This window comes from Pseudohongiella acticola (genome assembly GCF_001758195.1).
Classification (GTDB): Bacteria; Pseudomonadota; Gammaproteobacteria; order Pseudomonadales; family Pseudohongiellaceae; genus Pseudohongiella; species Pseudohongiella acticola.
The window spans coordinates 1,137,053-1,153,877 of sequence record NZ_MASR01000001.1; the positions used below are offsets into that span (position 1 = coordinate 1,137,053).

The following is a 16,825-nucleotide window of genomic DNA, read 5'->3' on the forward strand; positions in this document are numbered from 1 at the left end:
CAGAACAACGTTAATTTCACCCGATAACAACAAAACAATCAGTCCTTGTGTGATGCGGTAACAGGGCATACTGGAGTCACCCTAATGGAAAATGGGCTTCTGGTGCTGAGCCGCTTTTTTGCCAGCACACCGGCTGTCATGGTCAGGCACAAAATACTGGTGTGCCTGTTGCTGCTCATCGGCACCCTGCTCAGCGCATACAGCATTGCCACCCGCACCAGTCTGGACATGAGCATTGACAGCTTTCTGGATCAGAGCGATCCCGCCATTGAGGCACTGAATTCGTTTCGCACCCAGTTTGGCAGCGACGACTCCGTGTTTCTGGTCTACGAAGCACGAGACGGCAACGTCTTTTCTGCCGCCTCGCTGCGTGCCGTCCGTGAACTGACAGACAAACTGCGCAACTGGCGCGACCTTGATGCCGACAACTACAGCGCCGACCTGACCGAACTCGACCAGATACGGCGTGTGCAATCCATCACCACCTTGCGTATTCAGCGCGTGGACGGTGACACCCTTCGTTCCGACAGACTGGTTCCCGATGTCATTCCGGACGATCCGGCTGCCCTGGCAACCATCCGCCAAGAGGCCATGGCAGAGGATGACTTCAAGCTGGCATTCTATTCCGCCGATGCCCGCTTTGGCGCCCTGATGCTGCAGACCACGTTTGGCGCCGAGCCATTGCCGGACTTCGAACCCGCCGTTAATGCCGATGACATCACCCTGGGTGACTCCTTCAGTAATTTTGACAGTGCCACCACCGGTGACGGCGGCTTTGACCTGTTCTATGACGAAAGCGCAACCGTGCAGGATATCCCGTTCCAGACGGTCGACATGCTCGAGTACCAGCGCTTTTACAGCTCGCTGAGCCAGGTGTTCGCGGACGTGGAAGACACACTGGAATTTTACCCGGTGGGCAATCCTCCGCTGATGGCCTGGGTGTATGAGGTTTTACAGCAATTTGCCTGGCTGGCAGTGGGCATGGTGGCGATTTTTGTATTCCTGCTGCGAACCCTGTTCGGCTCGTTCAGTGCCGTGGTCTGGTCCATCCTCACCATTGCACTCAGCCTGGCCTGGACCTGGGGTATTACCGTTGCGTTTGGTGTCACCCTGTCAACCATGATTTCATTGACCATGTTGCTGGTGTTTGCGGTCGGTATTGCTGATTGCGTGCACGTGATGAGCGCCTACTTTGTCTATCGCCAGCAAGGCCAGCAGCATGACCAGGCACTGGCCGGCGCCTATGGCAAGACCGGCCTGGCCATCATGGTTACCACCATTACCACCATGACCGGAGTACTGGCACTGACCACATCCGGCCTGATCCCGATCCGTGTGTTTGGCGCCATGTCGGCGCTCGGCGTATTCATGGCCTTCTTCTTCACGCTGGTGTTGTTGCCCATCCTGCTAAGCGTCTGGCATCCGGGGGCAAATCAGAACCCAAAACCGGGCCGGTTACAGGCGTTCTGGCAACAGGCCACGTTGCCGGTCCAGGGATTGCTGATCATTGTCGCACTGGCAACCATCATGTGGCTCACCGGCATTGCCCTCGGACTGTATATCGCCCTGATCGGCGCACTGGCGCTGGGCATTTTACGCTGGCAGGATCGATTGCTTGAAGCCTGCTCGCCGCTGGTCGCCAACCGACCGGTTACTATTCTGCTGATTTTTGCAGCCATATTCACGACATCACTTTATGGTACCAGTCAGGTTCAGATCGACAGCAACGTCTCCGAACTGGCGCGCCAGGGCAGCCCGCCTCGAGTCGCCTACAACATGGTTGATGAACACATGGCCGGCGCGCAGAGCATTTCCATCATGATTGACAGTGGCATCAGCGACGGACTGATGGAACCGGCATTGCTCAGAGCCATGGACTCACTGCAGACGCGCATCGTCAATCGTTACCCTGATGAAGTGTCACGTACCTATTCACTGGCCAATATTGTCAAAGACACCAATCAGGTGATGAACCAGGACAACGACCAGTTCTACCGTATCCCTGACTCGGCCATTACCGTGTCGCAGTTGATGTACCTGTTCAACAGCGCCAACCCGGAAGAACGTCGCAGCCTGGTGTCGGACGATTTCAGTCGCAGCCATATCACCATCAATGCCTACAACGCCGGGTCTTATCAATACCAATTGTTTTTTGAAGAACTCGGCGCCGAAATCGATGCCGTATTCGAACCGCTGCAGGCACAATTTCCCGAGCTGGAAGTCACCGTCACCGGTTCGGTGCCTTTGATGATGCGGGCAATGGATGAAATCGCGCAGTCACAGTACAGCAGTTTCCTGCTCGCACTGGCCGTCATCAGTGTCATCATGATACTGACGCTGGGTTCCGTTCAGGCCGGCCTGATATCGATCGTTCCCAACCTGATTCCGGCCTTGCTGGCATTTGGTTTGATGGGGCTGCTGAACATTCCGCTGGATACTGACACCCTGCTGATTGCCCCGGTAATCATTGGCATCGCGGTGGATGATACGATCCACTTTATGACACACTATCGCGTCGAGCTGACACGCACCCGGAATATGCAGCAGGCACTGGACAGCACCGTGCGTGACGTGGGTCGGGCGGTTCTGTTTACCACCATGATTCTGGGTCTTGGATTTGCCATTCTCGGCTTCTCGGAATATCTGGGCATGGCCAAGATAGGCATCTTTGGCGCACTGGCCATTCTGATGGCCCTACTGTGTGACCTGCTGCTACTGCCAGCGCTGCTGATGAAATTGAAACCACGCTTCGGGCTCATGGGTCCGATACAGGGATTTGCATCAAGGGGCGACGCGGACACCCGTATCGCCAGCAATCAAGCCGGAGACAATGCATGAGATTGACACTACGCGGCCTGTTAATGGCCTCAGCTTTAATCACCATGACCGTGAATGCACAGGAAACGACGCAGGAAGACGGGCGTCAGATTCTCGAGCAGGTGGAAGACAACATGCGCGCCGTCTCCGATGCTGCCTTCAACCGGATTCAGCTCTCCAGCTGTCGTTTCGGTCTGCAGAACAGCCAGATCACCTGCGCCGAGCGCCCCAGAATCAAGGCCCTGGAATCGGTCAGCATCAATACCGGTGCTGACAATCGTGACACACAGTCCATTTCCATTGTGCTGGAACCTGCCGCCGAGCGTGGCATAGGCATGCTGAGTTATTCCTATGACGATGCCGACCGCGACAACGAAACCTGGCTGTATTTGTCCGCGCTGGGTCAGGTAAAACGGATTGCCAGTGGCAATTCCGACGACGACTCGGAATCCGCCTCGCTGTTCGGCTCCGAATTCACCACGGAAGACCAGGACACCGGCAAACTGGAAGAGTACGAAATCAACATTCTGGAGTCAGGCACCGAATCAGGCCGTGAGGTCTGGGTCATCGAGACCATTCCCAATGCCGAACGTGCCCGCAAGACCCGCTATGCCCGCACCGTGCAGTACATCGACAAGGAGCGGTTTGTGGTACTGCGGGCTGACATGTATGACCGCCAGGGCCGTGAAATCAAACGCCTGATGGCATCGCGCATTGAGCAGGTCAATGGGGTATGGACAGCGCGCTCCCTGACCATGATGAATCTGGTGGCCAATAGACTGTCCAATATGGCGATACTGGAAATCAATACCGGCATCGATGTGCCGGAAAATTTCCTGACCCCAAGAACGCTGACCGATGTCGCCTTTCGGGAAGCCGAGCTCAGCAGGATTCGCGCGCAGGTCGATTGACGTCCGCCCAACTGACACCGCTGGAGACCGGACTGTTGCCAACCACGTTCGACATAAAGCTGAGGCTGAGGCATAAACTGACCTGCTGCCTGGTGACGCTGCTGCCAATGGCAGGCCTGTCTGCTCAGGACGAGGACGCCAGTGAATTTCCTGATGATGTCGAGTTTGGCGGGGCTTTCCTGAACCCCGATGGTTTGAACCCGGATGCGTCCAACAGCGATGGCTTTGATGGCAGCAGCTTTGACAGCAGTGCGTTTGATGACACCATGTTTGACGGGGCTGATCTGTTCAATACGGAGGTTGAAACGCCCAACAATTTTCGTTTCCAGCTCAGTCAGCAGACCGTTGCCCATATCAGCAGGCATCGTTACAAAACGCCTGCCGACAACACCGAAACGCAACATCGCGGTCTGGAGAACAATCGATTCGGTCTGAATATTCGTTACCAGAACCCATTTGCGGCGGGCTGGCTGCTGCAGAGCAGCGCTCAGTTACGTGCTTACCTGCCCGGCGACTATGAACGTGACAGCCCGGGGCGTGACGGCTGGGAATGGCGACTGAACGAATTATTCGTGCAGCGCAGTGGCGCACAGAACAGCTTTTCTTTTGGTCGCCAGACCATTGTCTGGGGTGAAACCATCGGCATGTCCGTGCTGGATGTTATCAACACCACTGAATACCGCGACCTGACCATCATCGACATTGAAGATGCGCGTCTCAACCAGTGGCTCGCGGTGTGGGATCATTTTAGCGACAGTGGCAACTGGTCCAGTTTCATCAATCTCTATCCCGAATTTGATCCGGTACCGGTCACCGGCAGCCCGCTGTTCCCGCAACCCTTGCAGGTTAACGGGCAGACGCTGCGACTGGGCAGCTACGACCGGGATAAAGAGTTGTTTGAGGTCGGCACACGCTGGAACCGAACACTAACTGGCGGTGACATAGCAATAATGGCAGCCAGATTGTATGAGAATACCCTGCGCTATACCTTGCCCGAAGACGGCAGCAACCATGCCCAGATTCATATCAATGACTTCGCGCTGCTCGGTTTCAGTGCCAATCGCGCCATCGACCGCCTGTTGTTAACCTTCGACCTGGCCTACAGCCATGGCCTGCTGACAGACACCCTGCGCCAGGTTCCGGATGGTGCCGGCGGTGACGCATGGCTGCCGGGTTACGACCGGCAGGATCGGGTGAGCGTGGCCGCCGGTTTTGAGTACGGCATCTCCGCCACGCGCCAGATCAGTCTGGGCATTCAGGCACAGCGGTTTATTGACCTGCCAGAGGACTCAGCAACCCGGCAATGGCGCCAGCGTGACGCCGAAGGCAATGCCTTGCTGCGCTACAGCCACAGCCTTCGCAACGAAGAATTGATGCTGTCAGCAACCGCACAGGTGGCGCTGGATGGTGACGAAATATTGTTGAATCTGGCGGCAGACTACCGCCTGAGCGATGCCTGGGAGGTCACCGGCCAGCTCATTCTGACCCGCGCCGCTGATGACAGCGCGATCTATTTTCTGGAACGTGATGTACGTGCCGGCCTGACACTGAGCTGGTCGTTCTGACCAGCGCCTGCCGACCGGCATTCAGATTTCTGACCGCTGCCGACTCTTACCGGTCGAATCAAAGACTTCCCGATCAAACTCATTTTCCCAGTTCGCCACCGTTGTCGCCACGGACAGGTCACCGGTGATATTGACGCTGGTCCTGAGCATGTCCAGCGGGCGATCAAAGGGCAGTACAAACCCCACCACAACCGCAATCTGCTCCGGGCTGAGACCGATCGTGCCCATCACGGCCGCCATCAGGAATACCGACGCTCCGGGCACGGCCGCCGTGCCAATGGATACCATGGTCGTGGTCGCGGCTACCAGCAGATAGTCAATCAGACTCAGATCAACACCAAAAACCTGCGCTGCAAAAACAGACACCACACCAACGTAAATGGCTGAACCATCCATGTTGATGGTTGCACCCAGCGGCAACACCGTAGAAGCAACAGCCGGTCTAATGCCCAGATTCTCTTCCGCCGCGGTCAGCGTCACCGGCAACGTCGCCATACTGGATGACGTGGAGAACGCCACCAGCATGGCGTTCTTGGCGCCCTTAAAGAATTTCACCGGCGACAGACCCAGCACAAATTTCATGATGCTGCTGTGCACAACCACGGTGTGAAAAACCAGTGCCAGAATCACCGTCGCCGCCAGTGCCACGACATCCAGCAATGCCGCGACCCCCTGCGTGCCAGCCACCCAGGCAATCAGTGCGAACACCCCGAACGGGGCAAACTCCATGACCCAGTGCGTCAGCTTCAGCATGACTTCAGCGCCAGCGTCCATGATGTCGGCCATGGGTTGGGCATTTTTGCCGACGACCAGAATCCCCATGCCGAAAATCACGGCAAAAAAGATGATCGCCAGCACATTACCTTCCGCCAGCGCCGCCACCGGGTTGGTTGGCACAATTGACATCATGCGCTCCCCGATGGGAATCGGCGCCTGAAGTTCGCCGGGCGTTGCTGCCGACAGGTCCACGCCCACACCGGGCTGAATGATCGCCGCCAGGGTCAGGCCAACGATAATGGCCACCAGTGTTGTGCCCATATAAATAGCCAGGGTCTTGATGCCCAGCGAGCCCAGTTTTTGCGGGTCCCCCATCGCCACAATGCCGGCGACGATGGTGATGAAGATCAGAGGCACCACCACCATCTGTATCAGACGGATAAACAGATCACCTATCCAGCGAATGGACTGGGCACCTTCACCCCAGAACGCGCCGACAATCACACCCAGAATCAGTGCCAGCACAATTCGTTTCCACAAAGGTGTCGCAAACCATTTCTGAGTAACTGTTGTTGATGAACCCGCCACTGTTGTTGTCCTCTTGCTGGATTTTTATCGTTATCTGGCTTTATTTAGCGTTGCCGAACAGACTATCTAAAACCTTGACGAAGTGCCAATTATTTCCATTTGTGCGACAATGCCGCCTCTCTCGCGCATTGCAGGCAGGACTTCATGACAGACTGGGTCAAAGGCGTGGTTGCGGCCAACACGCACTGGACAGACAATCTATTTTCGCTACGTATTCAGGCAGACATCGCACCTTTTACTGCGGGTCAGTACACCAGCCTGGCGCTGGATATTGCTGGCGAGCGCGTGGCACAACCGTATTCGCTGCTCAGTGCGCCCGGCGCTCAACCGCTGGAGTTTTTCTTCTATACCCAGCTTGAAGGTGACCTGTCACGCGCACTGTCGCGCAAAGTCGAGGGCGACACCGTCTGGGTGCAGCAGCAACCTGAAGGCACATTGACACTGACAGGCATCACCGAATCCGGTAAAAACCTGTGCTTGATGGCGACCGGCACCGGCGTCGCGCCATTCATATCAATGCTGCAGACAGATCAGCCCTGGCAGCAGTTTGAACATGTGATCCTGGTGTACGCAGCGCGTCACTGGGCCGACTTCCAATATCAGGATCTTTTTACCGCGCTGCAAAAACGCTACCCGGACCGGTTCACCCTGCTGCCTTTCATCAGCCGTGAACAGATTGCCGGCACCCTGCAGGGGCATATACCTGACAAGTTGCGCTCAGGCGAACTGGAGCAGCAGCTGGGTCGTCAATTTGATCCGGCCCATAGCCATGTCATGCTGTGCGGCAACCCGGGCATGGTCAAAGACGCCGTTGCTGTTCTGCAGGCACGCGGATTCAGCGATAATCGACCAGGCCAGCCCGGTCAGCTGAGTTACGAAAGCTACTGGTAAAACACTGAGGGTTATCTCAGCTCTGGATTTCTGCGCGAATTCCTATACATTAGGGCGTTGCCGCAGTTTCTATCCGGAGAGTTTTACCATGGTCAATTCCGCATTCGCCGGCGCCTGCCGCCTGCTTCGCCGCCCTTACACTGGATTTTTCGTCGCATCGCTGATGCTGGCGGCCTGTTCACCCGATGCAACTTCTCCTGATTCAGCGCTCCCCGAGACAACGTCGTCGGAAAACAGCGCCACCGGTCAGCCTCAGCCTTCGTCAGGCTATACCCGGGTTTATCCGCCCAATGCCGATGACGCGCTCGACGCCCACATTTATGAACTGGATAACGGGCTTCGTGTGTACCTGACACAGAATACCGAAGAACCGCGATTCTATGCCGAAATTGCCGTCCGCGCCGGCAGTAAGCAGGACCCTGAAAACGCGACCGGCCTGGCGCACTACCTGGAGCACCTGTTGTTCAAAGGCAACCAGTCTTTGGGCACGCTGGATTACAGCGCAGAGCAGCCCTATCTGGAACAAATTGAAGCCCTTTATCAAGAGCACTTCAGTGAAACCGATGAGCAGCGCCGGGCCGAGATTTATGCGGAAATAAACCGGGTGTCGCAACTGGCTGCCATGTATGCCGTCCCCAACGAAATCGACACCCTGTATAACAGCATGGGCGCCAGCGGCCTCAACGCGCATACCTGGCATGAAGAAACGGTATACAAGGTCAGCCTGCCCGCCAATCGTTTAAAGCAATGGGCCGCGATTGAGGCAGACCGTTTTGTCAATCCGGTGTTCAGAATGTTTCACACCGAGCTGGAAGTGGTTTACGAGGAAAAGAACCGGACGCTGGACAACCGCGATCGCATCTCCTATTACGCGCTGGCGGACCTGCTTTACAAAAACCACCCTTACGGCCAGCAGTCCACCATCGGTGACGCCGACCACCTGAAAAACCCGTCTCTGGTCTATATTCAGGAATATTTTGATACCTGGTATGTGCCCAACAATATGGCCATTTTTATCAGTGGCGATATCGACATCGAAGACACCTTGCAGGTGATCAGTGACGAATTCTCGGACTGGGAACCCGGCCCGCTGCCACCGCAACAGACATGGCAGGAAGACCCGATCAACGCTATTGAGCGCGTTACCGTGACCTATCCCGGCCAGGAAGAGGTGCAGATGGCATTTCGCACTGTGCCCAACGGGCATCCTGATCAGGAAGCACTGATGCTGCTGGACATGATACTGGACAACCGCACAGCAGGCCTCATCAACCTGAATCTGAACCAGCGCCAGCGTGTGCTGGCAGCTGGCTCGTCACCCGAATTCCTCAACGACTATGGCTCACAACGATTGTGGGGCGTACCCCGGGAAGACCAGACGCTGGAAGACGTGGAGGCCCTGCTGCTTGAACAACTGGCCATCATCAAACGTGGTGAATTTGAGGACTGGATTCTGCCCGCCATTCTTAATGATTTCCGGCGTATGAACATGCGCGCGCTGGAGTCCAACACCGCCCGTGTTGCCGACATGCGCGCAGCATTCCTCAGCGACAGTGACTGGGAATACCACATCAACCAGATGGCGCGACTGGAAGCGGTCACCCGCGACGACATCGTTGAGGTAGCCAACCGGTACTTCGACGATAACAGCTATGTCGCCGTGCACCGCGTCGACGGGCCCGCCGTCATCCCGCCAGTGGACAAACCGCAGATTGATCCGGTAGAAATTGACCCGAGCCGCCAGTCACAGTTCGCCGCGCAGATCCTGGCCATGCCATATGAACAAATCGAACCCACTTTTCTTGAGGCAGGTCGTGACTATCAGCTTAGCGAATACGCGCCCAATGTCCCGCTTTATTATGCCCGCAACCCGCTCAACGAATTGTTCACGTTCAGCATCAGCATTGACGTCGGTACTGAAGAGAACGACCTGCTGAGTCTGGCCGGCGCACTCATGGGCAAGGCGGGAACCGAAAACCTGTCCGCAGAAGAACTGCAAAAGGAGTGGTACCGACTGGGCAGTGATTTTGGACTGAGCAGCAGTGCCAATGAAACCAGCATTGCCATTACCGGTCTGGACTCACAGTTTGAAGCAACTCTGGCACTGATGCTGGAACTGATCAGCGCGCCACGCGCTGAAGAAGAAACCTTTGCCGATCTGAAGGCGACGATTCTGCAGGCCCGCCGCGAGCAAAAGGAAGATCCAGGCGCAATCAGCCGGGCCCTGTATCTGTATAATCGCTACGGTGATGACTCTCCCATGCTGCAGGCGATGAGCAGCGATGCTATTGCGGCAGTCGATCTCGACGAGCTGACTGCCCTGATCAGCAGCCTGCAACAGTATCAGCATCGCATCAGTTACACCGGGTCAATGCCACTGGAGCGCGTCACCGCCATTCTGCGTGAGCACCATCAGCCCGCTGACGATCTGCTGGAACCACCGGCCTACGAATACCGTCGCGCGCGTCAGGTCGCTGACAATGAAATCTTTGTCATTCATCGGGAAACGGCACAGGCGCAAGTACGCCTCGAATTCCCCGACGGCACCTATGAGGAAGATCTGGTGGTACCGTCTTCGGTTTACAACAGTTATTTTGGCACCAGCATGTCCAGTGTCGTATTTCAGGAATTGCGCGAGGCTCGCGCCCTCGCCTATTCTGCCGGCGCCAGCTATTCGCAGGGCAGCCGGCCGGAGGCACAGACCATGGTGTTGGGCGCCATCGGTTCACAGAACGACAAGGCGGTGGAAGCCACGGCCGCTTTTGTTGACCTGTTCGACAATATGCCGCGCTCGAGCGACCGGTTCGAGGACGCGGTCAATGCTCAGCTTAACCGTTACCGCACCTCCACCATCGGTTTCCGGCAGATCCCTGGGACCGTCTATGCCTGGCAGCAACTTGGACTCGACGGCGACCCACGTCAGCAGCGCTTTGCCCGTTTGCAGGAGATGACACTGGAAGAACTGCTGCAGTTTCAGCAGACCCATGTTGCCGGCCGTGCCAAGCTGATATCCATTGTCGGTGACACCAGCCGCATCGACATGGACGCACTGGCGGAACTGGGCACCATTCGTGAACTGACAGTCGCTGACGTTTTTGTGGAGTAGCACCATGACAGGTGCGGGAACAATCGAGCAGGTGTTGTCCATTGCCGCGCTGGAAAAGCGTTATGGCAACACCCGTGTGCTGGCACAACTGGACCTCACCGTGCAGCGCGGCGCCATACACGGACTGGTCGGACTCAATGGCTCCGGCAAAACCACAACCCTGGAGTGTGTGCTGGGCATGCAGACTTTCCAGGCCGGTGAACTGACGGTGTTGGGCCGGGCGCCGTCCAGGCTCTGGCAGGGTCGCGGTGATGTTGTCGGCATTTTTGATGCGCCCAGCCTGCACCCCACGCTCACAGTACGTCAGGTACTTGAGCACGCCCGACTGATCTGCGGACAGCCCGTTCGCAGTCCGGCCGAGGTTGAGACACTGCTGGGCATCAGCCGCTACAGCAACTACAAAATAAAGCAGCTGTCGCTTGGTAACCGGCGACGCGCCTCTATTGCGCAGGCGCTTATTGGCCAGCCCGAGTTTATTGTGCTTGATGAACCGTTTAACGGTCTGGATGCCGGCGGCGTTGATGATGTGCTGGCGCTGATCCGACAGTTAAATCTGCAACATGGCACGACCTTTCTGTTATCCAGTCATCAGCTCGCCTACCTTGAAAATATCTGCACCGATTTTGCCATTCTGCATCAGGGTCATATCGCGTTGAACGGCAGTGTCGACACCCTGTTCCGGGACCAGCACACACAGCTCAATGTTCGCTGCGATCAGTCAGCAAAAGCCTGCGCCCTGCTCACCGCGATGAGTGGCATCAGCTCCGTCACCAGCGCCGGCCCGGACGAGGACGCCCTGCTCACACTGACACTGGACAATATCGATGCAGCAACCATCAATAGCGCGCTGGTGCATGCTGGCATTGCCGTGGCCGGGCTTGAACTACAGAAGCCAAGCCTGGCCCAGCTCTTCCATAACATTGTGGAGACACACTGATGGAAGGGTTTGTCACTGCATTAAAAGCCGAACTGTATGTTGCCCTGCGCAGTAACTCCACGCGTCTGGTGGTATTGCTGCCGGCCATTATCAGCAGCCTGCAACTGCTGCTGGTGAGTTTTCGCAACGCCGGTGAACAGGCGCGCGATGCCGTATCCAATCAGGGATTCAGTCAGGACCTGGTGGAAGGCGCGGATGCCTGGGGCGCCCTGGTGGACGCCATGTCGACCGGGTTGACGCTAATCGGGCTGATACTGGTTGCCTATGCCGCATGGAGTTTTGCTGGCGACAAGGACAGCGGCGCACTGCGGCACTTGCTGATCCGCCGCGTCAGTCGACGGGCATTGGTTGCTGCCAAACTGGTCAATGCCCATATCGTCGGGATACTGTCAGTGATGCTGATGCTGGGTGTCGCTGCACTGATCGCCAGTGTACTGTGGGATTTTGGTCCTGTGGTCGAAGATGGTTATGAGCTAATAGGCACGCAGGAAATCCACAATGAGATACGCCTGGGCCTGATACTGGCGCTGATACCGCTGCCTGCCGCCATCGCACTGGGTACGCTGATTTCGGTGAGCACACAGAATGCCACACAGGCGATCACGGCCGCGCTCGGTCTGACGCTGGCACTGGATATTTTCAAAGGGCTGATGGGGAATTTTTCCGCCTATCTGTATGTCAACTATCAGGCGTCGTTACTCAATGAGTCTTATTTGAATGATGTCAGTCGTCTGGTGCGCGGTTTTTCAGACGTCCTGATCGACCCGTCGGCATTGCAGCTCAATCAGTGGGCACCGTGGCCACAAATGCTGGCATTGATAATCGCCAGTCTTATTATTGTGCAGTATCGGAAATTGTGACGGAGTCAGGCATGCACTCCAGGATAGCAACAGGTCATTATATGGCACTAAAACTCAGCACATTCATCGTTTGCCTCGCCACATTGACTGCCTGCGTCAGCTTTGAACCCAGACAGCGAGTGCCAACGCTGTCACTGTCACCCAATAACGTCATGCTGGCAGACAACAACGGCGCTGCGCAGACACCCGGCGTCAGCTTCGGTTTGACCGGGGGGATCAACGAGTCCGACTCACTGACCAACATCAGCGTGCTGCCAGGCATCCGGGTTCGCGCAGTTGCACCTGGCGGCGCTGCCGAACGTGCCGGCATTCGTGCCGGCGATGTCATTCTCAGCATTGATGGCGCCGACAGTAACCACCCCGATGTGCTGGATGCGCTGGCATTACAGACCTCAGAGGCACGCCAGTTTGCGTTCGAAGTCAGGCGCAATACCACGGTGTTCATGGCTTCAGTAGGAGTAACGCCGGTGATAGCGCAACAGGCTGCTCCCATTGAGCTGTACCGGGCCGACCCGGTGCTTCTGCGCGCCGGTTTCAGTACCGAGCTGTTGCAGGATTCAGACGGCAAGCGCGTGTCCGGTGCCCGCGTCGTGCGCCGATTTGATGACAGCCCGCTGATGGAGGCTGGCATCCGTGTCGACGACATCATTCTGACGCTGGATGACACCCGCATTGAGTCTGCCCAGGGCCTGGTCGATTCGCTGACACAACAGTATGCCCCGGGCGAGAGCGTCACGCTTGGCGTAAGCCGGAACAACGCAGTGCAATACCAACGTGTCGATCTGTGGCACCCGGGGCGCAAATTGAGCCAGCTTAGCCTGTGGCCGCTGTTCAATTATCAATCCACACTTAGCCCGGACCAGACCCGGTTCAGCCTTGGCGATCTGATCCTGTTCTCCGTGTTTTCATATCAACGTACCGGCGCTGAGCGCGAAATCAGTATCCTCGGATTGTTCCGCACGGCCAGTGACTATGGTGAACTGATTGAAGATTGAGATGCGTCGTCGATCGCAAACATTGTCAGCCCTGGCATTAAAGGCCGGTTTTGTTTTGACCGGTTTCGTTCTGAGCGGACCCAACGTCCTGGCTCAGCAAACTTCGGGACAGATCAATTACATTGCATCCGAAATGCCAGCACCTGAATGGCCCAATCAGGTAGCGATGGCCGACCTCAATGGCGACGGCCGCGAGGACCTGATACTGCCGCAATGGACACCTGGCGCTGGCCGCCAATTGCTGGTTTTTCTGCAACAAAGCAATAACCGATTTCTTGCACAGCCATCAAGTTACATTGCCATCGTTCCGGAAATAGTGGCGGTCAGTTTTGCCGACATTCGTCCCGAACCCGGCACCGAGTTGCTGCTGTTTACCGGTACCAGTGTATTCAGCCTGTCATCTGCCATCGATGGTTACAGTGGCAATATTCGACGCCTGTTCGACTGGCCTCTGATTGCTGCCATTCCGGATCGAAGGGGCATTGAATTTTTGCCACCGCCTGTTGACGTCACTGGCGATGGCCACATTGACCTGCTACTGCCCGGCCCGGAAGATTATGGTGTGTTCGAGGGTGGCCCTGATGAACAGTTCAACCTTAAGCATCGCTTTAGCACCGTCAATGCAGATCTGGCCCCGTCTGAATTGCCCAACAGCGGAGGCCGCTTTTCCACACAGGTACAGTTCAACCGGCAGGACGGGCTGGTTGTGAGGATCAACGCACGCCCCAACACCGCGTTTGAAAACTTTCTCGATGCTGCCAGCAACGACGACAGCCGCGTGTTACTTGACCGCAGTGTCTGGCAACCACCTGCTGTGTTCAGCGCCATCACCGGCCCCGACAGCAACGACATTGTTTACCTGAACATCGGCAACGACCTTCGTGGCCAGATTAATGTGTTGTCCGGCAACAACGCTGGCACATTCAATACCCTGCCAGACTGGCAAGGCCCCATCGACATGGAAGGCGAGATACGGCTACAGGACATAAATGGTGACGGCATCTCCGATGTGATGCGTGTTGTTGAAGAAAACAATGACTGGACCGTCTACTTTTACCTGAATCGCGACGGGCGTTATACGTTCGATCAGCCCGATCAGGTCATGCGTTTCAGTGGCTACGACCTGCAGGTCGACGTCAGCGACATCCTGAATGACGGTCACCCGGTGCTCAGTGTCAGTTTCTATACCATCCCGGTGGTCAATGCCATCCGCAATACCAGCATTGTTCGCACCCAGTTGTTATATGGCAACAATCGCAATCGCGATCAGTACCGTTTCAACAGCCGACCCGACTTCAGTCTGGAAGAACGTTTTTCCGCCAGCAGCATTCGCGGTCTGTCCAGCCCCATCATCCTGAACACCGACCTTGACGGCGATGGACACAAGGACGCCCTGGCACTGAACAGCGATGGCACACTCACTGCAACATCAATCAATAATTCCCTGCAATTTGCCAGCGAGCCTTTCTGGCAATACGTACCGCAGCGCACCATTACCGGTTTCAGCGTACAGGATCTGAACAAGGACGGACGGCCCGACCTGCTGCTGAACCACTCCAATACCATCACAGCCCTGGTGTCATCTCCATGAACGGGATTACTACACAGCTTTACCGTCCCGATTTAACACTGAGCCGCTGCATTGTATTGCTGGCCCTGTCTTCTACCCTGCTGGCTTCTCCTGCCCATGCGCAGAACCCGTCGGCGGCGGTTGCAGAATTGCCAGGCTACCGCCCGTTCACGTTCAACCTGCCCGCAGACACCGAGCGCATGCTGACCATCGATGCCGATGGCGATGGCCGTACTGACCTGATGACATTCGCTGGCAACACCGTCAGTCTGTACTTTCAGAATGCTGACGGTTTTGATTTCTCGACTGCCAGCACAGAATTGACATTGCCGGGTGAAGCCGTGGGCTGGGATGTCAGCGACAACTATGCAACGGAGCCGGGTGATGACACCTGGTCGCTGATCGCGCTGGTTGACGGCAACCGTGTACAACGCTGGCCTATCCGGCAGCATCAGTTTGGCGCCGCTGAGACATTGCTCACCGACATCAACGGGTTTACCGGGCCGGGTTATTATCGACTCAATTTTTCCCGGGATATCAACGACGATGATCTCGCTGATCTGATCATCCCGGGCGCCGGCGAGCTTGCCTTGCACATTCGCAATCCAGATGGCAGCTACCAGCCGCCGTTGGCGATCTCGTCTGAAATGCAGCTGCGCACGGTACTGACACCCGATAACCGCCGCGGACTGGATATTGTCGGCTCGAACACTCGCGACCTGCAGCCGGTTGAGCTGACACGGGACGTGGGGCAGAGCCTGCGTATCCCATTGCTGGCATTACGTGATATCAATGGTGACGATAAACCTGATCTTGTTTCCGATACCGATGAACGTCTGGATGTATTTCTGGCCAACAACGCCAGCGATGACAATTATTTTTCGTCTACACCCAATTTCAGTGTTGATCGTACCGAGATCCGCGAACGCCTGGGTGAGTTCGATGTCGATCAGCTTGATTTTGCCAACCTGACCGGTGTGCTGGCATTAACTCATGAAGAAATCCTGCAGGACATGAACGGGGATAATGTAGATGATCTGATTTTGCGCGAGGGCGGCCGCGTTGCCCTGCATCTGGGACGTCCTGATGGCATCAATCTGGATGACACCGAGCAGATCCTGCGCTCAAGCGGAAATGTGCTCAGTGTCTTTCTTTACGACGAAAATGGCGACGAACGCCCTGATTTGTGGCTGTGGCGTGTCGAGCAGGTATCACTGGGCGATGTGTTCCTGTGGCTCGCCATTTCCGGTTCGATCAACATCGAGGCCTTTGTCTACCCTAACGAAGGCAATGCCTTTGCCCGACGCCCCGCACGCCGAATCACTGTTGCGCTGCGTTTTCCGTCAGCGGTCAGAATGATCAGTTCAGTACAGGAGGTCCGTGATCGCGCCAGCGACAGCGAAGTGATCCTGCCAACAACACGCGCCCTGCTGCCCCCGAATCAGGATAGTACTTCGTCACGCGCCGGTCCGGTCATGGAAGACCTGCTGATTCTGCTGGAAGACCAGGTCGATGTATTTTTTAGTGCACTGACACCGGAGTCCGAAGCGGACGATGACCGCTTTCTCGCCTCAATCGATTATCAACGCAACCGTGACGACTATGAAATTGATATCCGCCGCATCATTGATGAGTTTGATATAGAGGTCAATCGTGACGTCAGAGCGGTGGCACAGCGGCAGCCGGACGTCAGCCTGCCACTGAACGGTCAGTCCCGTCGTGGGGATATTGTCACGGTTGATCTCAATGCCAACGGCATGGACGATATCATTGTGTTCACCGAGCGTAATGATGAAGCCGTGACGGGTATGATATGGCTGTCAGGATTTAACTAAACAAAAACGCAATCAGAAAAATAATTCAGGTCA

At 56.2% G+C, this 16,825-nt stretch carries 11 protein-coding genes; 10 read left to right on the forward strand and 1 reads right to left on the reverse strand.

Going from position 1 to position 16,825, the window contains the following annotated elements:
* Nucleotides 1-84 precede the first annotated feature (84 nt).
* From PHACT_RS04720 to PHACT_RS04730, 3 genes are read left to right on the forward strand one after another with little or no spacing between them, the layout of a single operon-like run.
* Nucleotides 85-2,838, forward strand: coding sequence for an efflux RND transporter permease subunit (locus tag PHACT_RS04720; protein ID WP_070116134.1), 2,754 nt, complete (start codon nucleotides 85-87; stop codon nucleotides 2,836-2,838).
* Nucleotides 2,835-3,728, forward strand: a complete 894-nt coding sequence (locus tag PHACT_RS04725) for an outer membrane lipoprotein-sorting protein (RefSeq protein ID WP_070116135.1) — start codon at nucleotides 2,835-2,837, stop codon at nucleotides 3,726-3,728. The genes PHACT_RS04720 and PHACT_RS04725 overlap by 4 nt, the downstream gene beginning before the upstream one ends.
* Nucleotides 3,725-5,293 (forward strand): DUF1302 family protein, encoded by a 1,569-nt coding sequence (locus PHACT_RS04730; protein WP_070116136.1) that lies wholly within the window; start codon nucleotides 3,725-3,727, stop codon nucleotides 5,291-5,293. The genes PHACT_RS04725 and PHACT_RS04730 overlap by 4 nt, the downstream gene beginning before the upstream one ends.
* Before the next feature lie 21 nt (nucleotides 5,294-5,314).
* Here the strand turns inward: PHACT_RS04730 and PHACT_RS04735 are convergent, their stop codons facing one another.
* Nucleotides 5,315-6,598 carry a dicarboxylate/amino acid:cation symporter gene (locus PHACT_RS04735; protein ID WP_083264348.1) on the reverse strand — a complete coding sequence of 428 codons (1,284 nt, stop codon included), beginning with the start codon at nucleotides 6,596-6,598 and terminating at the stop codon, nucleotides 5,315-5,317.
* A gap of 144 nt (nucleotides 6,599-6,742) precedes the next feature.
* Here PHACT_RS04735 and PHACT_RS04740 point away from each other — a divergent pair, with 144 nt between their 5' ends.
* The 7 genes from PHACT_RS04740 to PHACT_RS04770 all read left to right on the forward strand — a co-directional run bounded on the left by PHACT_RS04740 (nucleotide 6,743) and on the right by PHACT_RS04770 (nucleotide 16,792).
* Nucleotides 6,743-7,489, forward strand: a complete 747-nt coding sequence (locus PHACT_RS04740; RefSeq protein WP_070116137.1) for a ferredoxin--NADP reductase — start codon at nucleotides 6,743-6,745, stop codon at nucleotides 7,487-7,489.
* Between the two features lie 88 nt (nucleotides 7,490-7,577).
* A complete protein-coding gene (locus tag PHACT_RS04745; RefSeq protein ID WP_070116138.1) occupies nucleotides 7,578-10,595 on the forward strand; it encodes a M16 family metallopeptidase in 3,018 nt (1,005 codons plus the stop codon).
* Between the two features lie 4 nt (nucleotides 10,596-10,599).
* Nucleotides 10,600-11,532, forward strand: coding sequence for an ABC transporter ATP-binding protein (locus PHACT_RS04750; RefSeq protein WP_070116139.1), 933 nt, complete (start codon nucleotides 10,600-10,602; stop codon nucleotides 11,530-11,532).
* Nucleotides 11,532-12,392 carry an ABC transporter permease subunit gene (locus tag PHACT_RS04755; RefSeq protein WP_070116140.1) on the forward strand — a complete coding sequence of 287 codons (861 nt, stop codon included), beginning with the start codon at nucleotides 11,532-11,534 and terminating at the stop codon, nucleotides 12,390-12,392. The genes PHACT_RS04750 and PHACT_RS04755 overlap by 1 nt, the downstream gene beginning before the upstream one ends.
* A gap of 41 nt (nucleotides 12,393-12,433) precedes the next feature.
* Complete coding sequence (locus PHACT_RS04760) at nucleotides 12,434-13,387, forward strand: PDZ domain-containing protein (RefSeq protein WP_070116141.1); 954 nt, start codon at nucleotides 12,434-12,436, stop codon at nucleotides 13,385-13,387.
* A complete protein-coding gene (locus PHACT_RS04765) occupies nucleotides 13,377-14,978 on the forward strand; it encodes an FG-GAP repeat domain-containing protein (RefSeq protein WP_139141442.1) in 1,602 nt (533 codons plus the stop codon). Before PHACT_RS04760 ends, PHACT_RS04765 begins: the two co-directional genes overlap by 11 nt.
* Entirely contained in the window at nucleotides 14,975-16,792 is a 1,818-nt protein-coding gene (locus tag PHACT_RS04770) for an FG-GAP repeat domain-containing protein (RefSeq protein ID WP_070116143.1), read from the forward strand. Before PHACT_RS04765 ends, PHACT_RS04770 begins: the two co-directional genes overlap by 4 nt.
* Nucleotides 16,793-16,825: the final 33 nt, after the last annotated feature.